The following is a 17813-nucleotide window of genomic DNA, read 5'->3' as shown; positions in this document are numbered from 1 at the left end:
TCGCAGCGAGTTCCAGCGCGAGCCGTCACAAAGGGATGCCGGCGGCACTCGCTCTGACGACAGCCGTCGGCAACTCGAAACAGAAGGTCGTGCCCGTTCCTTCCTTATCGAGCAGGCGTATCTGGCTATGCTGCAATTGCAGCATGCGCTGGACGATCAGCAACCCGAGTCCGCCGCCCCGATGCATGCCGCCGGAGCTGAATGGGCGCTCGAACAGCCCCTCGCGCTGCTCCTGTGGAATACCGGGCCCCGTGTCGCTGAGCATGATCGACACCTTGCCGTCCTTGTGCGCGAGATCGATCTCAATCGATCCTTCGGCGGGTGTGTGGCGGATCGCGTTGTCGAGCAGGTTCGTCAGCACGCGCTCGATCATGGCCAGGTCGGCGCAGACATTCGGCAGGCGCGGCGCAATGACCGCTCGCAACTGGATGTGCCGCGCCTCGGCCGGCAACTCGAATTTCTGAAAGACGTCCTGCACCAGGTCGACCAGCGAAAATTGTTCGAACGCCGGTTGCACATTACCGTGTTCGAGCCTGGCCAGTTCGAACAACGCCTGTGCGAGCCGGCCCACCTTGACGCTTTGTGCGAGCGCGATGGCCAGATAACGTTTGCGCTCCGTTTCGCCTAGCGTGTCGGCCTTCAGCGACAGTGTTTCGAGGTAGCCGTGCAGCGAGGTCAACGGCGTGCGCAGATCGTGCGAAATGTTGGCGATCAGTTCGCGGCGCTGCTGATCCTGACGCGTCAGCGCGCGCCATTGATCGCCGATGCGGTTCGCCATCTGCGCGAACGTGGCTTCGAGGACCGCGATTTCGTCGCGCCGTCCGGCCACCGACGAGCGCGGCACACTCGGCTGGATATCGGGCTCACCTTCCGCATCGAAGCGGCGCATGGCGTCGGTGAGGCGGCGCAGCGGCCGCGTGATCAGGCCGAATGCGGTCAAACCGGCGAGCAATCCCAACAGCGCGACCAGCGCCATCGACCACAACGTCGTGCGCAGCACCGAACTGGCCGCCACGTGCGCGGCGAGCGCGTCGTGTTCTTCGCCGAGCAGGACCACGTAGATATACCCGGACGGTGCCTGCCCGCCCAGTTGCAGCGGCGCTGCGCTGAACACCTTCCTGCCGTCGAGGCTGCGCGGGTCGTCGCCGAGAATCGGCAGCGGCTCGCCCGCAATGAATCGGTGGATCGGCGTCAGATCCACCTGCGCGCGCTTCACGTGTCCGGCGGGCGCGTCGTCGCCTTGAATGCGGCCTTGGTCGTCGAGCAGATACACCTCGACGCTCGGATTCACCATCATCAGTTGCCCGAACAGTTGCCGGACCGCGTCGGGCCGCAAGCCGTTGGCATCCATCAGCGTGGTGCGATGAGCGATATGGTCGGCGAGGTTGCGCGACAGACTTTGTATGACTTCTTTTTCGTGCAGATCGCTCGAACGGATTTGCAGGAACGCCGACGCACCGCAGCACGCGAGCAACAGCACGGAAAAAACGAGCGAAAGCCGCTGGGTCAGCGTCAGATTCACGATGCGTCCTTCGGTGCGCCGTTGGGCGCGGCTGTCTCGCCAGGCACAGCGAGCTTGTAGCCGCGTCCCCAGACGGTCAGGATGCGCTCGGGTTGGGCCGGATCGGCCTCGATCTTCGCGCGCAGCCGGTTGATATGCGTGTTGACGGTGTGCTCGTAGCCCTCGTGCTGATAGCCCCACACCGCATTGAGCAGGTCCATTCGCGAGAACACCTTGCCGGGGTGCTGCGCGAAGTAGTACAGCAGGTCGAATTCGCGCGGCGTGAGTTCGATCGGCTTGCCGTCGGCGGCCGCCTCGCGCGTGAGCGGATCGATTGAGAGCCCGGCAAGCCGCAGACTGCCGGCTTCGATCCGCGAATCTTTCGCGAGAGCGTCGACGCGGCGCAGCAGAGCCTTGACGCGTGCCACCAGTTCCAGCACGGAGAACGGTTTGGCGAGATAGTCGTCCGCGCCCAATTCGAGGCCGAGAATGCGGTGCACCTCGCTCGAACGCGCGCTGGTGATGATGATCGGCGTATAGCGTGTCATCGCGCGGGCGCGCCGGCAGATTTCCAGTCCGTCGACGCCTGGCAGCATCAGATCGAGAATCAGCGCATCCCAGCCGCCTTGTTCCAGCAGGCGCAGCCCTTCATTGCCGTCGGCACTGTGCACGACTTCATAGCGCTCGTCGCGCAAATGAAGGCTCAGCACGTTGGCGATGTCGACGTCGTCTTCGACGATCAGGATGCGCTTCGGATTGTCCATGGCTGGCTTCAGCGGCAGTTCGGGGCGTGGTTCAAAAGCAGGACCGGGAAAGGCGGCCATTGCGTCATTGTGCAAAATTTCCCGGCGGCGAGTTATCACATTTAATTTAACTTTCCGTGAGGACTTCGGGATCGGTGGCGCTCTAGCATGTGGGCACTTTCCGCAATATCAGGCCCTGGATGAGCTGTACGCCGGCTGCCGCCCGAGCCCGCGTGCCTACTGTAACCGACCTGCACGAACGTTCGGAATCGCCATGCTACTCATCGTTCTCGCCTATCTCGGCGGCGCTCTCACCATTCTCAGCCCGTGCATCCTGCCGGTGCTGCCGTTTGTTTTCGCGCGCGCCGATCAGCCTTTCGTGCGCAGCGGCTTGCCCTTGCTCGCCGGCATGGCGCTGACGTTCGCCGTTGTCGCGACGCTGGCCGCCGTGGGCGGCGGCTGGGTTACGCAGGCCAACCAGTATGGCCGCTGGCTGGCTATCGCGCTGCTCGCGATTTTCGGGCTGACGTTGCTGTTCCCACGCTTCGCCGATCATCTGATGCGGCCGCTCGTCAGCGCCGGCAATCGCCTGTCCGATTTCGCGCAGGCCGACGGCCAGCAGGTTCGCGCGGGTTCGTCGTTCTTGCTCGGCATTGCCACCGGCCTGCTGTGGGCACCGTGCGCCGGTCCGATTCTCGGTCTCGTGCTGACCGGCGCGGCACTGCGCGGCGCGAGCGTCGGCACCACGCTGCTGCTGGCGGCTTATGCGGCCGGCGCGGCGACGTCTCTGGCAGTGGCGCTGCTGATCGGCGGCAAGGTGTTCACGGCAATGAAGCGTTCATTGGGCGCGGGCGAGTGGATTCGCCGCGGGATCGGCGTTGCGATGCTGGGTGGCGTGGCCGCGATCGCGCTCGGTTTCGACACCGGCGTGCTCGCCCGTGTCTCGACGGTCGCGACCGGCGGTCTCGAACAGAGACTCGTCGACAAGCTTTCGCCGACAGCGGCGGCGAGCAAGTCGTCTGTTGCGGGAAACCCGTCGGACGTATCCGGCAGCGGCGCGATGAAAAGCGCCGACCCGGCGACGCAATCGACCGCTGACACCGAACCCGCCGCTGCCACGATGTCCGGCGGCGCGATGATGCGCACCGTCGCCGATGCGGCGCCGCTGCCGGTCGAAGGCGTGCTGCCCCCGTTGGACGGCGCGGTCCAATGGCTCAATTCGCCACCGCTCACATTGCAGGATCTGCGCGGCAAAGTCGTGCTGATCGATTTCTGGACTTACTCCTGCATCAACTGTCTACGTTCGCTGCCGTATGTCAAAGCGTGGGCGCAGAAATACAAGGATCAGGGGCTCGTCGTGATTGGCGTGCACGCGCCGGAATTCGCCTTCGAGCGTAATATCGACAACGTGAAGAAGGCCACGCATGACCTCGGCGTCGACTACCCCGTGGCGATCGACAACAACTACGCGATCTGGCGCGCGCTGAATAACCAGTACTGGCCCGCACACTATTTCATCGACGCCAAAGGTCAGATCCGCTATCACCATTTCGGCGAAGGCGACTATGCGGAATCCGAAAGGGTGATCCAGCAATTGCTGACCGAAGCGGGTCACGCGAATGCGTCGAAGGTTGCAATCGGTATTGCGAGCGCTGGCGCACAAGGCGTACAGGCCGCCGCGGACAACGCCGACATGCAATCGCCGGAAACCTATGTCGGTTATCAGCGGGCGGAGAACTTCGCGTCGCCGGGCGGGGAAGTCGAGGGCAAGACGCATACCTATGCGGCACCGTCGCTGCCCGGCGTCAACGAATGGGGTCTTGCCGGTTCATGGAATGTGGGCGCGGAGCACGCCACGCTCGCCGCCGCGTCGGGACGGATTGTGTATCGCTTTCATGCGCGCGACCTGCATCTGGTGCTCGGTCCGGGTAAGGACGGCAAGCCAGTGCAGTTTCGCGTGAGCCTCGACGGTGCCGCGCCCGGCGCCTCGCACGGCACAGACATCGCGCCCGATGGTAGCGGCACTGTGACCGGGCAGCGTCTGTATCAACTGGTGCGGCAAAGCGGCGAGGTTGCGGACCATACCTTCTCGATCGAATTTCTCAACCCGGGGGTGCAGGCGTTTGCCTTCACGTTCGGATAAGCCGGCACAAGCGGCCTCATTCGACACTAACCTGATCTCAAGGACTGACCATCATGCGCACGATACCCACTGGCCCATCGTCGCTGCGGAAGCGTTTTTCCGTCACTCGGCTCACAGGCCTCGTCGTCGTTGCTTTGGGCGTCGTGGCCGCGCAGCACGTCGCGCATTCGGCTGAGGCCGCCACAAAGATTCCGGCTCCCGTGCAGGACGAGAAGGCCGCCGCGACGCACAGCGAAACGGCGGTATTCGCGGGGGGCTGCTTCTGGGGCGTGCAAGGCGTGTTCGAACACGTGCGCGGCGTGAAGCAGGTCGCCTCGGGTTATAGCGGCGGCGCGGCTTCCACGGCGCAATACGAGACCGTCAGTGAAGGGGACACGGGACACGCGGAGTCGGTGCAGATTACTTACGATCCGACGCAGATCACGTATGGGCGTTTGCTGCAGATATTCTTCTCGGTCGCGCACAATCCTACCGAACTGAACTATCAGGGCCCCGACCACGGCACGCAATATCGCTCGGCGATTTTTCCCGTGAATGCGACGCAGCGCGGCATCGCGCAATCGTATATCGCACAACTCGATAACGCACATGTGTTTTCAGCGCCGGTCGTGACGCATGTGGAGAACTTCAAGGGCTTCTATCCGGCCGAAAGCTATCACCAGAACTTCCTCGCACTGCATCCGGACTACCCGTATATCGCTGTTAACGATCTGCCGAAGGTGGCCGACCTGAAGCGCATGTTCCCGGATATTTATCGCAACGATCCCGTTTTGCTCGCTACCTCGACGCAATAGAACGTCGGTTAACGAATTCGTATTACTAATATAAATTGCACGCACGGAACGCGGACCAAAAAAAGCGTCAGTAATCGACTGACGAATCAAAGATGTGCGTTTTCCGCCTCAGCACGAGGCGGAGTTTTTCCATTCACGCCTGTTTGGAAAATCTCCGGCCGCCTCGCTTCCGGCTTTCTCGTAGTTATCACTTATCGCCTGAAAACACGGCACGTTACGCGGATGAAACGTTTATAATTCGTCTGCCAAAAACCTTCTGTAACTAATACCGGAGATCTGGCTAAACGCCATCGCTCATGTAACAGTTACGGCGATGGTTGTTGTTCGCCATTGGGCTGCTTTTGTACGTAAAGCGGGCGTGGCGGAAAGCGCTACGCTTCATATGCGACGCATCTGGTTGCAGTGCGAGCGGACGGGCTGATCGCGGACCAGTCGGATTTTTGGGTCCGAACCCGACTCGCAAGGCGAGGGCGCACCTCGATAGCTGTCGAGCCGACGAGTTCACATCAATAGCGGACTGTCAACGGTGAACGAAAAGAAGTTGGGTTAATTCTTCGTCATCCTGAATTTAGAAATTGCAACTGTTGGTGCGAAACCTGTTTGTCAAAATGAGGTGCGCCGGACTGTCAGCGAGCCTCGGCAGATGTTCCAGTCGCGTCGGCGGCATGCATGAATCCCTTGTGACGTTTTCCCGGTCAGGCGATCGGTGAAATGCTTTGCAGCGATCAGGAAGCCGATGGGAATTTTCACGCAATCGGTGCGTGCCGTCTGATTTTGGTGCGCGCTATGCCCGATCGACTGCGTAGAAATTTCATATGCAGATGTTGATAGCGATTTGTCGAGAAATCATCGTTCGATAAAATGGTAAGTATCACGTAATAAATGAATGGTTGCCCGACACGAGGGGTAGCAACGCTGATCGCGCTGTTGTTGGCGATAGTCAGCATGCGCGCGGACGGATAGTGCGATTGCCACTGAATAGCGGCACATCAAGGCTTCAGTTTCATCAGCAATGAACGCGGTCATCGCGTTCCCAGCTTCACCTCTCTCTCTGTACTCAATAACGCCAAAGCGGGACGACTGATCGATCTTGCTGAATTCTCGGGGAAAACCTGCTTTTAGCGAAACTTACGGACAATGACGAGATACTTGAAACTATTGGGAGTTGCATCAGCGACAGTGTTGGCATCGTTTGCCGCGGAAAGTGCGCAAGCTCAGGCAACCATCACGGTCTCAGGACAGCAATACAAGTTGTGCGCACAGGAGAATGGCAATTGCTCTTTCCTCGGAACGGCCTCGGTGGTGTTCGGTGCGGTTCCACCCAACGCGCCTTCGGTGATGTTGACCGCGCCGCGTACGTTCAGCAACGGCGTCGGCTGCTATGTCGGCGCGGTGTCGCAGTCAGACCCGGCGTACGGCTACGGCAAGTCATGCTGGATTAAGGCGGTCGCCGCAACACCGACCCCGACTCCTACTCCGGCTCCCGCGCCTACGCCGGCGCCTGCGCCGACGCCGACTCCAACTCCGGCTCCCACGCCGACTCCGACTCCGACTCCGACTCCGACTCCGACTCCGACTCCGACTCCGACTCCGACTCCGACTCCGACCCCCACGCCCACGCCCGCACCGGCTCCCGGCACTTCGACCATGTCATGCAGCACGCCGACGCAAACGGCCGGCGGAACCGCGAACGGCGTGATCAGCGCCGATACGCCCACCACCGACGGTCTGCGCGTGTTCCAGAACAACGCCTCGTTCAAGCTGGCGATTACGACGAACGCACCGAGCGCGGATACCGTCGTCTGGTCAGTAGCGGATTCGACTGGCGCGATCAAGACACAGGGAAGTTTTGCAGTCAAGGCAGGCGTGCAAACCAGTACGATTCCGTGTACGTCGACGTGGTCCGGCTATGGCGCACTCACCGCCACGCTGCGTTCGAACGGTGGTACGTTGCCGAGAAGCGGCACGCGCCCGGTCGGCATCGCGACCTTCGGTGTACTGCCGAATCTGGGTTCGGCACTGGGCACCGTGACGTATGCGCATCAGGATCAGCACCGCTTCGGTATGCAGGGCTTCAACGGCAACATCGCCGCGCTGCACGCTCTGGGCATTTCTTGGACGATCGACGATCGCGAGGTGTCAGCCATGGAACCCAACGGTCCGAACACCTATACGCCGAGCGTGAATGACCTCGATCCGTTCTATAAAGCCAATCCGGACCAGATGCGTATCGTGCGTCTCGACGGACTGCCGGCGTGGGATTCGAAAACCGGTCAGTTCAACGACAGCTACTACGCTCCTTCCAACATGCCTGAATTCCAGAGCTTCATGGCGAAGGTCGGTACCGATACCAGCCTGATTCGTGCCGCTAATTATCCGAACCAGCAGAAGAACTACTATCAGGTGACCTGGGAGCCGAGCCTCGGCTGGGCGGATAGCGACGCGAACTTCGTCGCCATGTACAAGGCTGCTTATCAAGGCATTCACTCGACCGATCCGAATGCGGTCGTGATGGGCACCGGCAATCCGTTTGCCGCGAATTGCGATACCTGCACGACGGGTTATCTGCAGAAGTTCGGCGCACTCGGTCTGTGGAATTACATCGACGCGGTCGCAACGCATGGCTACTGGAATGCGGGTACGTACCCGTCCCATCCGCCTGAGTTGCAGGACTCGGATCCGGATCCGGCGAACCAGGCCAACGCGCTAGACAATCAGATGACGCAGCTGCGCTCGGTCATGCAGGCAGGCAAGCCGAACATGAAGCTCTTCTTCACCGAAGCCGGCGTGAGCTACGATCCGGGCCTTAACTACGGTCCCAATGTACCTTCGCAGAACCAGTTGTTCGCGCATGCGGCGGTTGGCGTGCGGGCGCACATCATCGTGCTTGGCGGCGGCGCTCAGGTCACGACGCTGTTCTACGGTGCCGACTATCCTGGTGAAGTGGGCTACGGCTCGTTCTTCGATCTGAACGACGCACAAGGCGCGTTCGGGGCGACGAACCTTTCGCCGAAACCTGAAGCAATGGCTTTCGCGACGATGACCCGGGCTCTCGACGGCACGAATACGCTGGGCCGGATCAAGGGCGCACCGTCGGGAGTCTTCGCGTATGCGTTCCAGCAATTGGGGAACGGCAAGGTCGTGACGGCGGCGTGGACGCACAACAACGCGCAGTGGCCGGCGAGCAACGGCACGTATAGCCAGACCTATTCGACCAGCTATTCGCTGCAGGTCGACAACGCCGGCACCTCGGGCAACGTGACCAGGATCGATGGTTACGGCAATGTCAGCACGCTTGCGTACACCAACGGCCGGGTCGCGTTGACCCTCACCGAAGTGCCGCAGTACATCGTGTCGAACAACGCGACGGTTGCCAAGGCCAACGCTACTGTTCCGCTCGGTTACACGGGCCAGTAAGTAGCCCGGCAAGCAGTCCAGCCAGCGCTGAAAGCGATCGACGCGCCGCCGGTATCAATGGCGGCGCGTCGATTTTCGCATTGGCGGAATGCCGAACCATCACGATGTGTAGCGCTGACGCTGTCGCTGAAGCCGATCACATTCGACAGTACTTCATCCGGATCCGCGAGCGATCCCTACTGCTTCGCGTTCAAAACCTCGACACCCTTATCGGTAAAGAACGCAAGCCCGGCACCTAGCATGGCGTATTGGCTCCTGATAACCGGCATATCGTGCGGAACCGCATCGCGTAGCGCCGCAAGATACCTCGGCATGAATATGCGATGCCAGTTGGCGGCAAGCTGATTCGCCGAATCTATCGTCTCGTGGCGCGCGGCGCCCCAGTTCACCCGCAGCGGAAAGTGAACGAAGCGCGCGGCCTGCTTCGGATCGCCCTTCAGCGCGGCGAAATAAAAGCCCTGAGCCCGCGCCTCGAATGTCTCATCCGTTTCGTCGGTGATCATCGCGTAAAGGTGCCCCGCATTCGCATCCGCTGGTGACATCCCTTCGAGTGCGAGTTTGACCGGCAAAGTTTTTCCGCCGCCGCTCCAGGTGCCGGCAAGGCCCACGCTATTGGGAAAATCGAGTGGCTTCTCGCCATTCGATCCGTTGCCTACAAAGTGCAGATTGAAGGTGCCGTTCGCTTCCTGTAACGTCAGATTGCTGCCGGACTGTTGGCCGGTCAGTGCAATGTCCTTGAGGTAGCGATAGTAGAAGTAATGTCCCTCGCCTATGGCTTTGCCGTGCAAAACGAGCGTCATGCCGACCTTCGCTTCGCCGACGGTGCCGGAATACGTGACCCCGGTCGTGTTTTCGGTCTGTGCGAGGGCAGAGTGGTTGGCGCTCATCGAGAACGTCAACAGAGCAGCAAGCATCGCAATCGTGTGTCGCCGGGTCAGGCCATGAAGGCGCAATCGAGGTGTTTTCATGCAACGTCCCATTAGCGGAAGTCACGAGGCTAGCATGAACGGCACTGCGGGTGGATTGTCGCCCGCGTCGCGTCTGGAAGTTCGAAGCGGCGAAGCAGGAGGCCTGATCGCGCGACCGGCGGAACCCGGGACATGGCATATTGGAGGACGTGGTCATCAACAGGAGCTCACCATGCGAATCCAGACGTCTTTCCTCTTCGATCTCGACGGAACCTTGGTCGACAGCGTCTACCAGCACGTTCTGGCCTGGAAAGAAGCGCTCGACAGCGAAGGGATTCCCTTGTCGGTGTGGCGAATTCACCGCAAGATCGGCATGAGCGGCGGCCTCTTCACTCATCAGCTTCTGCGCGAGACGCACGGTGAAATCAGTGCCGAACGGGTCGAGCGTCTTCGTCATGCTCACGCCGCGGCTTATCAGCGATTGCGCGCACAGGTATGCCCGTTGCCGGGCGCGCGGGCCTTGCTCGACGCGCTGACGCAGGCCGGAACGCCGTGGGCCGTCGCGACCAGCGGCCGCATGGAGACGGCGGCGCTCAATCTGGAGGCACTGGGCGTCGATCCTGCGAAGGCCGTTGTCGTGACACGCGACGACGTCAAATATGCCAAGCCGGATCCCGATCTGTTCGTCGCCGCGGCTGGGCGCCTCGGCGTGCCCGTCGAAAATACGGTGGTGGTCGGCGACAGTATCTGGGACATGCTGGCGGCGCGGCGCTGCCGTGCGCTGGGCGTGGGCCTGCTGTCGGGCGGATACGGCACGGAGGAACTCGAACGTGCCGGTGCGCTGCGGGTCTACGACGATCCGGCCGATCTGCTGGAGCATCTGGACGAGGTGGCGTCGCGGCCGTAAAAACGGGTTGTATCTCGCGGATTTTCCCAGCACTGCCGTTGGTACTATATAGTTCAGCGGAATACCGGCTCGTGGGACCAGCATGAGAGAATCTGCCCCATAAGCGGGTATGAGGCACGCCGGCGTGTTCCATATGCGAACACACGGAAAACCTGACGCGGCAAGGTGGGTGCGGGCGTCCAGGGCAATCGTCGAGGCATCGGCCGCCCCTCATATCAGGGGCCGCTTCGCCGCGACGTGGCTTACGGACTCGCCTTGTCTTACGGCTGCTGACTTGCCGCGGTCATCCTCGAGCGGCGGCGCGACGACGAACCACGTGAAAATATGAACAACTTTATCCGACCACCTGTTCTGTATCCGTCAACGGTTGTTTTCGTGGATGACAACGACGGCTACCTGGACGCCTTGCGGCGTTTCTTTCCGGATCCCGCCACCAATCTGTTTTTCACGCGGCCTCAAACCGCGCTTGCCTTCATCCGCCAGCATGCTCGCGAGAATTCGCTGGAGTTTGCGCCGGCGTCGGCCTGTGTGAGCGAGACGGGTTTCGAGCGCTACGTGGAAAGCTCGGCGGAGCGGGACATTCTGGCCCGCAGTTCCCGCTTTGCGGAAGTGGCGGCGGTGGTCGTGGATTTCGACATGCCGGGCATGAACGGCGTCGAGTTCCTTTCGTCCATCTCCAATCTGCGCTGCGCAAAGGTGCTGCTGACCGGCGTGGCGGACGAAACCGTCGCGGTCAAAGCCTTCAATGCCGGAATCGTCGATTTATATCTGCGAAAAACGGATATCGATTCCGCCAACCGGCTGGCCCATTTCCTGAAAGATGCCAAAAACAGGCATTGTTCGGAAGCGGGCTGGCTGGCGTTGGGCGAGAACGGTGTGACGTATTGCGATCCCAGAACGCGCAAAGTCATCGACGAACTGGTGGCGGCGCACAGTATCGTCGAATACTACTGGCGCCCGGAACAGGACGCCATTCTCATGTTCGACCGTGCCGGAAGCCCGAGCGTTTTCGTCGCGTGGGCCGAGAACGACTGGATCTCCCAGGGCGAAATCGTGGCGGACGAAGACGGCCCGGCCGACCTGTTGAAGCAGATGGCGGTGCGCGAGGTGATGCCGGTATTCTGGCCGAATCTGGCCTACCGTTCCGGCGTCGAATTCAGGACGCTGACACCGCAGGCCATTCCGGACTGGGATGACGTTTTCTACTGCTGGACCCCGATCGACGCGGCCGACCTAGGCCTGGATCTCGTGACATTCGCGCAATGGCGGAATGAGCGGAATCGCTGAGTTTTGCCGGCACGTCGAGCCACATGCATGTGAGCCATTCCGGTTGCCTTCGTGCCCGCGACATTCATGGTGTTCGGTCGGGCTGCACGTACTGATCAGGCAGGGCGCGACGCGTCTGTTCATGCCATTGATCGTGATGCGCACGGCGCCGCGCGCGCCTCCGGGCTAGCCGTCGGCAGACGCCGGCACCGCACGGGCGGACAGAAAACGGCACACCTCCGCGTGCAACCTCTGCACGCCGGGGCTTGATTCCATAGCGCGCCAGCATCCATGCACGAGTCCTGCGCCGATCCAGAGCCGCGCTTCTGCGCCAGCCGCATTGATACGCTCGGCAAATACGCGCGCGTCGTCTCTCAACGGATCATGTTCGGCGGCGATCGCGAGCACCGGCGGCAGTCCGTCGAAGTGTGTCGCCTCGAGCGGAATCGTCCATGCCGGATAGGGTGGGTGGGCGCCCCAATACAGATCGCGGAAAGCATGAACGTCCGCCAGCTTGAGCATGGGTGCGTGCGCTTCGGTTTCGCGCGCGGGCGACTGAGGGTCGGTGCCGAGCATCGGATAAACCAGCGCCAGCCCGCGTAGGCGTTGAATGCCGTGGTCGCGCAAGCGCATCGCCACACTGGCGGCGAGCGTGGCCCCGGCGCTGTCGCCTGCCAGTTGCAGTGCGGCGTCGGCACGCAGATCGAACGGCAAGCGCCCGTTCAGCGCGGCGAGCGTGACTTCCAGACAATCCTCGTGCGCGGCGGGAGCGCGGTGTTCGGGAGCAAGCCGGTAGTCGACCGCGATCACGTCAAGACCGGTGTCCGCGGCAATGCGCGCGGTCACGATCTGATGGCTGTCCAGCGAGCCGAGCACGAAGCCGCCGCCGTGAAAGTACAGCACGGTGCCACGCGCCGCTTCGTGGTGGCTTGCGCGGTTGCTGTACAGCCGCAGTGCGATCGGATGGCCCGCGCCGGATTGGAACGCAGCGTCCTGAGTCGCGATTCCAACGGGTAGCGCGGGCGTGAACGCAGCCGCGTACCGGTCGTAAATCTCGCGCTGTTCGGGCGGCGTTAGCGAAGCCGACTGCCCCGGGTATATCGCGGCAGTTCTTTCGACGAACGCGGCAATTTCTGGCTCGAGCATGTCAAGTCCCGCCCGGTTTCGTGCCGGCGGGCAGACCGATCACGCGGCCGGCAAACGTGGCTGGTGGAAGTGCGGCGTGCGCGTCGGCCAATGCGTGCACGCGCGCCGCGACATCCGGGTCGAACGCGGCGGCGCGCGGCCCGCCGGTATCCACATGCAGCAACATCTGCTCACCCGCGGCGACCGGCTCGCCGCCATCGTCGGCGAACATTTCGAGGTACAGATGCAGCCGCTTCGCATCGTGCCCGAGCACCCGCATGTCGACGCGCACCTGTGCGCCTTCCTTGATTTCATGCAGATAGTTGATATGCGCTTCGAGCGTGTAGATCGAGCGCAGGCGTTCTTTGCGCACTGCGTCCGGCAATCCGATCTGGTCGATCAGTGCGTCGGTTGCAAAGCTGAAAATCAGCATATAGAACGCGTCGCGCAAATGGCCGTTGTAATCGACCCATTCGGCTCGCACGGTATCGCGATAGTAGGGCAGGGCAGCAGGTTGCGGCATCGGCAATTCTCTCCGTCATTCGTATCAAAGGCATCGGCCACAGGCCGACGTGCCGCCCACGCTTCGGCGCAGGCGGCGCGCCTCGCGACTTATCGCATCAATCGCCAGGTTGTAAGCCGTGCCGCGTTTTCGCTTCCGCGATCGCCGCCAGCACGCTCGTGATGCAATCGTCGCGGTAACGTTCCAGCTGTTTGATCGACCGCGGGCCGATCTGTTCAGCCGTGCCGTCCACCACCCGGTCGATCAGTTCGTCCGTCAGCTTCGGCGCTATCAGTTTAGTCCAGGGCAACTCCAGCGCCGGTCCGAACTGCTGCATGAAGTGGCGCATGCCCGCGTCGCCGCCCGCCAGCGTGTAGGTGAGGAACGTGCCCATGAACGACCAGCGGATGCCCGCGCCGAAGCGGATCGCGTCGTCGATCTCGCCGGTGGTCGCCACGCCTTCGTTGACCAGATGCAGCGCCTCGCGCCACAGCGCTTCGAGCAGGCGGTCGGCGATGAAGCCGGGCACTTCCTTGCGCACGCGCAACGGCCGCATCGAAAGAGCACGATACACCTGCAGCGCGGCGTCGATGGTTGCCGGCGCGGTGTTTTCGCCGCCCACCACTTCGACGAGCGGCAGCAGGTACACCGGATTGAACGGATGGCCGACAATGCACCGCTGCGGATTCACCGCCCGTGCGTAGAAGTCGGTCGGCAAAAGACCCGACGTCGACGAAGCGATGATCGCGTCCGGCTTCGCTGCGCGGCTGATCTGCTCATGCAAGGCGAGCTTCAGTTCCTCGCGTTCCGGCGCGCTTTCCTGAATGAAATCCGCCTGCCCGACACAGGCTTCGATCGTGTCGACGAAGCGCAAGCGCTCGGGCGACGCGCCCGCGGCGAGGCCCGCGCGCTGCAGCGCCGGCCAGGCGTTCGCGATGTTCTCGCGCAATTGCTTTTCCGCGCCTGGCGCCGGATCCCACGCGATGACATCGAGCCCGTGCGCGAGCGCGCGCGCCACCCAGCCGCTGCCGATCACGCCCACGCCGATTGCCGCGAATGTTTTGATATCGACGATCACTGCCATTGCTGACGTTTCCTTTGCCTGTGTGTTGTCTGATTGTTGTCTGATTCCGAGGCGCGTTGCCATGCATGCAACGCGTCTGCTGCACGGTCACGCGTACTGTCCCGCCGCGCGCCGCTCCAGTTGACGCTCGCCGCGCGCGGGCAGGCCCAGCTTGCGGCGTCCTTCGGCGGGCGTCAGCGCGCGCGCGCCGAGCCGTTCGATGATTTCCACCGCGCGTTGCACCAGCGTGCCGTTGGTTGCGGGCACACCTTTGTCGAGCCAGATGTTGTCTTCGAGGCCGACGCGCACGTGGCCGCCGAGCAGCATGGCCTGCGCGACCATCGGCATCTGCATGCGGCCGATGCCGAAGCCGGCCCATTGCGCACCGGGCGGCAGGTTGTCGGCCATCGCTTTCATGGTGGTGGTGTCGGCGGGCGCGCCCCACGGAATGCCGAGGCAAATCTGAAACAGCGGCGGCGCGTCGAGCAAACCTTCCTTGAGTAATTGTTTGGCGAACCACAAATGGCCGGTGTCGAAGATCTCCAGTTCCGGTTTTACGCCGAGTTCCTGGATGCGCCGCGCGCCGGCTCGCAATTGCGCGGGCGTCGATACATAGATGTAGTCGCCGTCGCCGAAATTGAGCGTGCCGCAATCGAGCGTGCAGATTTCCGGCAGCAGCTCCTCGACATGCGCGAGTCGCGTCAGGCCGCCGACCAGGTCCGTGCCCGCGCCGAAGCGCATCGGGTCTTCGCCGGAACCGATCTCCAGATCGCCGCCCATGCCGGCCGTCAGATTGATGATCACGTCCGTGCCCGACGAGCGAATCCGGTCCACCACCTCGCAATACAGTTGCGGATCGCGGCTGCCGCGGCCGGTTTTCGGATCGCGCACATGGCAATGCGCAACGGTGGCGCCGGCCCTGGCGGCTTCAATGGCGGCCTCGGCGATCTGTTTCGGTGTGACGGGAATGGCCGGATGCTTGCCGACGGTATCGCCTGCTCCGGTGACCGCGCAGGTCACGATGACTTCATGATTCATGCGTGCTAATTCCTGTGGTTTGAAATGCGCGACTGCCGGGATCAAAGACCCAGATAAGCCTTGACCGCGGGCAGGCCTTCCTTGCCGTCGTAGGTCTTCACGCCGGCAAGCCATGCATCGAGTATCTGGGGGTTCTTCTTTAGATACGCCTTGGCGGCGTCGGCGGGTTTTTCCTTGTTCATGACCGATTGCATCACCACGTTTTCGAGCTGCGTCGAAAAGCGTAGGTTGCTCACGAGCTTGCCCGCGTTCGGGCAACGCGTCAGAAAGTCGGGGGACGTCAGCGTATAAACGCGTGCTTCGCCGTCGTTGGGACCGAATACGCCCTCGCTGCCGGTGAGGTATTTCATATCGATCTGGATGTTCATCGGATGAGGTTCCCAGCCCAGAAAGACCACCCATTTCTTCTCGCGGATCGCGCGATCGACCGAGACGAGCATGCCCGCTTCACTCGATTCGATCAGCTTGAAGCCGCCAAGGCCGAACTGATTGCTGGCAATCATCTTCTGGATCGCCGCGTTCGCGCTGCTGCCGGGTTCGATACCGTAGATCTTGCCGTCGAGCTGCTCGCGGTGTTTGGCGATGTCGGCGAAGGTCTTCAGTCCTGCGTCGTATTCGTAGCTCGGCACGGCGAAGGTGGCCTTGGCGCCGGTCAGGTTAGGCGGTTGCAGCACCTGGATCGATTTCGAATCGACGAACGGCGCGATCGCCTTTTCCTGCACCGGCCACCAGTAGCCGAGCGACACGTCCAGTTGTTTGCTCTTCAGGCCCGCGAACGAGATGGGCACGGAGGCGACGGTCGTCACCGGCTGATAGCCGAGCCCTTCGAACACGGTCGAAGCGAGCGCGGTGGTCGAGGTGATATCGGTCCAGCCGATATCGGCAAAATGCACCGTGCGGCAGGCGGCCGGATCCTGGGCAAAGGCCAGTGGCGCAGCGACGGCGGCCGCGAGGCACGCAAGATGGGCAAGCACGGCTTTGATGCGTAACTTCATGATGTTCCCTCTTCTGACACGTTCAACAGCGTGTTTCGAACCGGGCCGCGCCTGAGCAGATGAAAACCGGACGGAGCGGCCCCCGGACATGCGATACGGCCTGTGTGATGCCTGAACTGCACGATGACGTAACGTTAATGCCCCATATTCCGGCCAAAGCGACCGCCAGCGACCCGTTCTTGCTTCCACGCGACAATGAGGGAAAACCTGCGTTGCTTCGCCTTGCGTGCAGCAGCGGTCGAGGCGCGAATTTTGGCGTGCCTTGCCGGCTTGCGTGCTGCTTGCTACGCTCGCCGGAACCCAAGTCCGCCGCGTTTCCGTCTCCTGATCGAGTCTTTGCACGATGCCCGAAGATATGTCGTTCCTCCTGCTGCCGGGCTATTCGGCGATCGGCTTCATGTCGGCGGTGGAGCCGTTGCGCGTGGCGAACCGCTTTCAGGGCGATCTGTACCGCTGGCGCATTCTGAGTCTCGACGGCGCGCCGGTGGCCGCCAGCAACGGCATTTCCATCAATGCCGATGCGGCCATTGGCGACGTGGGCGCGGCGCAAACGCTGTTCGTCGTCGCGGGGTTCGAGCCTCTCGCCTGCTATACGCGCGCGCTGGGTGATTGTCTGAAGCGCTTCGACCGCGCGGGGGCGACGCTCGGCGGGATCGACACCGGCAGCTTCGTGCTCGCGGAAGCCGGGCTGTTGGGGAGCGCGGACAGTGTGACCGTGCACTGGGAAGCGCTGTCGGCGTTTCGCGAGCGCTATCCGTCGCTGGACGCGAGTCAGGAACTGTTCGAAATCGGCGCGCGGCGCATTACGTGTGCGGGCGGCACGGCGTCGATCGACATGATGCTCGACCTGATCGGGCGCGAGCATGGTGCCGCGCTGGCCTCGGCGGTCTCAGAGCAATTCGTGGTGAGCCGGATCCGCCAACGCTCGGATCATCAGCGCATGGAGATTGCCGCACGTTATGGCGTGCACAACCGCAAGCTGATTCAGGTAATCGGCGTGATGGAACAGCATATGGAAGAACCGCTGACGCCGGATCGGCTCGCGCAGGAGATCGGCGTGACGCGGCGGCAACTGGAGCGGCTCTTCTGCGCTTTGCTGAAGGACACGCCGACGCATTTCTACCAGCAGTTGCGTCTCGCGCGTGCGCGCGAGTTGCTGCAACAGACCGACATGTCGATTACGTCGATTTGTGTGGCGTGCGGATTCGAGTCGCCCTCGCACTTTTCGCGGACGTATCGCGCGCGCTTCGGCGCGAGCCCGAGAAGCGACCGGCAGCCTTGCATGGATCCGCGTAGAGGCGTTGAAGCGCAATTGTCCCGTTTACCGCAACAGTGAATTGGCTGATCGGGGGTTTACCCTAGATACCCTGACTCCTAGACTGTCTACATCCGCTGCAGACAAACAGGTTTG

The 17813-nt window shown here is 62.2% G+C and carries 15 protein-coding genes; 6 read left to right on the top strand and 9 right to left on the bottom strand.

The window, feature by feature from the left end; genetic code table 11:
• Window positions 1-25: 25 nt before the first annotated feature.
• Both NE850_RS04490 and NE850_RS04485 read right to left on the bottom strand, forming a co-directional pair.
• Entirely contained in the window at window positions 26-1522 is a 1497-nt protein-coding gene (locus NE850_RS04490; protein WP_007177923.1) for a HAMP domain-containing sensor histidine kinase, read from the bottom strand.
• A complete protein-coding gene (locus NE850_RS04485) occupies window positions 1519-2265 on the bottom strand; it encodes a response regulator transcription factor (RefSeq protein WP_165189053.1) in 747 nt (248 codons plus the stop codon). The genes NE850_RS04490 and NE850_RS04485 overlap by 4 nt, the downstream gene beginning before the upstream one ends.
• Window positions 2266-2518: 253 nt before the next feature.
• Between NE850_RS04485 and NE850_RS04480 the strand changes: the two genes are divergently transcribed.
• Both NE850_RS04480 and msrA read left to right on the top strand, forming a co-directional pair.
• Window positions 2519-4387 carry a cytochrome c biogenesis protein DipZ gene (locus NE850_RS04480; protein WP_165189051.1) on the top strand — a complete coding sequence of 623 codons (1869 nt, stop codon included), beginning with the start codon at window positions 2519-2521 and terminating at the stop codon, window positions 4385-4387.
• Between the two features lie 53 nt (window positions 4388-4440).
• On the top strand, window positions 4441-5181 hold the full coding sequence (gene msrA, locus NE850_RS04475; RefSeq protein WP_310698481.1) for a peptide-methionine (S)-S-oxide reductase MsrA: 741 nt from the start codon (window positions 4441-4443) through the stop codon (window positions 5179-5181).
• Window positions 5182-6670: 1489 nt separating this feature from the next.
• Here the strand turns inward: msrA and NE850_RS04470 are convergent.
• Entirely contained in the window at window positions 6671-6835 is a 165-nt protein-coding gene (locus NE850_RS04470; protein ID WP_310698480.1) for a hypothetical protein, read from the bottom strand.
• Between NE850_RS04470 and NE850_RS04465 the strand changes: the two genes are divergently transcribed.
• Complete coding sequence (locus NE850_RS04465; protein ID WP_232064377.1) at window positions 6829-8598, top strand: hypothetical protein; 1770 nt, start codon at window positions 6829-6831, stop codon at window positions 8596-8598. The genes NE850_RS04470 and NE850_RS04465 overlap by 7 nt on opposite strands.
• A 176-nt stretch (window positions 8599-8774) precedes the next feature.
• On the opposite strand, the gene NE850_RS04460 is transcribed toward NE850_RS04465, so the two are convergent.
• A complete protein-coding gene (locus NE850_RS04460) occupies window positions 8775-9566 on the bottom strand; it encodes a hypothetical protein (protein ID WP_007177918.1) in 792 nt (263 codons plus the stop codon).
• Between the two features lie 172 nt (window positions 9567-9738).
• Between NE850_RS04460 and NE850_RS04455 the strand changes: the two genes are divergently transcribed.
• Both NE850_RS04455 and NE850_RS04450 read left to right on the top strand, forming a co-directional pair.
• Window positions 9739-10413 carry an HAD family hydrolase gene (locus NE850_RS04455; protein ID WP_007177917.1) on the top strand — a complete coding sequence of 225 codons (675 nt, stop codon included), beginning with the start codon at window positions 9739-9741 and terminating at the stop codon, window positions 10411-10413.
• Between the two features lie 324 nt (window positions 10414-10737).
• Window positions 10738-11700, top strand: coding sequence for a response regulator (locus NE850_RS04450; protein ID WP_007177916.1), 963 nt, complete (start codon window positions 10738-10740; stop codon window positions 11698-11700).
• A 165-nt stretch (window positions 11701-11865) separates the two neighbouring features.
• Here NE850_RS04450 and NE850_RS04445 read toward each other — a convergent pair whose 3' ends face one another.
• The 5 genes from NE850_RS04445 to NE850_RS04425 all read right to left on the bottom strand — a co-directional run bounded on the left by NE850_RS04445 (window position 11866) and on the right by NE850_RS04425 (window position 16402).
• Window positions 11866-12825, bottom strand: a complete 960-nt coding sequence (locus NE850_RS04445; RefSeq protein WP_310698479.1) for an alpha/beta hydrolase — start codon at window positions 12823-12825, stop codon at window positions 11866-11868.
• Between the two features lies 1 nt (window position 12826).
• Entirely contained in the window at window positions 12827-13327 is a 501-nt protein-coding gene (locus NE850_RS04440) for a thioesterase family protein (protein ID WP_007177914.1), read from the bottom strand.
• Between the two features lie 97 nt (window positions 13328-13424).
• A complete protein-coding gene (locus tag NE850_RS04435; RefSeq protein ID WP_007177913.1) occupies window positions 13425-14390 on the bottom strand; it encodes an L-carnitine dehydrogenase in 966 nt (321 codons plus the stop codon).
• 87 nt (window positions 14391-14477) lie between these two features.
• Complete coding sequence (locus tag NE850_RS04430) at window positions 14478-15407, bottom strand: 3-keto-5-aminohexanoate cleavage protein (protein ID WP_310698478.1); 930 nt, start codon at window positions 15405-15407, stop codon at window positions 14478-14480.
• A gap of 41 nt (window positions 15408-15448) precedes the next feature.
• On the bottom strand, window positions 15449-16402 hold the full coding sequence (locus NE850_RS04425; RefSeq protein ID WP_007177911.1) for a choline ABC transporter substrate-binding protein: 954 nt from the start codon (window positions 16400-16402) through the stop codon (window positions 15449-15451).
• 343 nt (window positions 16403-16745) lie between these two features.
• Here NE850_RS04425 and NE850_RS04420 point away from each other — a divergent pair, with 343 nt between their 5' ends.
• Window positions 16746-17738: a GlxA family transcriptional regulator gene (locus tag NE850_RS04420; RefSeq protein ID WP_007177910.1), complete on the top strand. Its 993-nt coding sequence runs from the start codon at window positions 16746-16748 to the stop codon at window positions 17736-17738.
• Window positions 17739-17813 lie beyond the last annotated feature (75 nt).

The organism is Paraburkholderia sp. USG1 (genome assembly GCF_031570135.1).
Taxonomy (GTDB): domain Bacteria; phylum Pseudomonadota; class Gammaproteobacteria; order Burkholderiales; family Burkholderiaceae; genus Paraburkholderia; species Paraburkholderia dioscoreae.
The sequence above is the reverse complement of the archived record's forward strand: the minus strand, read 5'-3'. Positions and strand labels throughout refer to the sequence as shown.

Coding starts and splice junctions, on each gene's coding strand:
- NE850_RS04485 (WP_165189053.1), bottom strand. CDS start 2,265: ATGGACAATCCGAAGCGCATCCTGATCGTCGAAGACGACGTCGACATC.
- NE850_RS04480 (WP_165189051.1), top strand. CDS start 2,519: ATGCTACTCATCGTTCTCGCCTATCTCGGCGGCGCTCTCACCATTCTC.
- msrA (WP_310698481.1), top strand. CDS start 4,441: ATGCGCACGATACCCACTGGCCCATCGTCGCTGCGGAAGCGTTTTTCC.
- NE850_RS04465 (WP_232064377.1), top strand. CDS start 6,829: ATGTCATGCAGCACGCCGACGCAAACGGCCGGCGGAACCGCGAACGGC.
- NE850_RS04470 (WP_310698480.1), bottom strand. CDS start 6,835: ATGACATGGTCGAAGTGCCGGGAGCCGGTGCGGGCGTGGGCGTGGGGG.
- NE850_RS04460 (WP_007177918.1), bottom strand. CDS start 9,566: ATGAAAACACCTCGATTGCGCCTTCATGGCCTGACCCGGCGACACACG.
- NE850_RS04455 (WP_007177917.1), top strand. CDS start 9,739: ATGCGAATCCAGACGTCTTTCCTCTTCGATCTCGACGGAACCTTGGTC.
- NE850_RS04450 (WP_007177916.1), top strand. CDS start 10,738: ATGAACAACTTTATCCGACCACCTGTTCTGTATCCGTCAACGGTTGTT.
- NE850_RS04445 (WP_310698479.1), bottom strand. CDS start 12,825: ATGCTCGAGCCAGAAATTGCCGCGTTCGTCGAAAGAACTGCCGCGATA.
- NE850_RS04440 (WP_007177914.1), bottom strand. CDS start 13,327: ATGCCGCAACCTGCTGCCCTGCCCTACTATCGCGATACCGTGCGAGCC.
- NE850_RS04435 (WP_007177913.1), bottom strand. CDS start 14,390: ATGGCAGTGATCGTCGATATCAAAACATTCGCGGCAATCGGCGTGGGC.
- NE850_RS04430 (WP_310698478.1), bottom strand. CDS start 15,407: ATGAATCATGAAGTCATCGTGACCTGCGCGGTCACCGGAGCAGGCGAT.
- NE850_RS04425 (WP_007177911.1), bottom strand. CDS start 16,402: ATGAAGTTACGCATCAAAGCCGTGCTTGCCCATCTTGCGTGCCTCGCG.
- NE850_RS04420 (WP_007177910.1), top strand. CDS start 16,746: ATGCCCGAAGATATGTCGTTCCTCCTGCTGCCGGGCTATTCGGCGATC.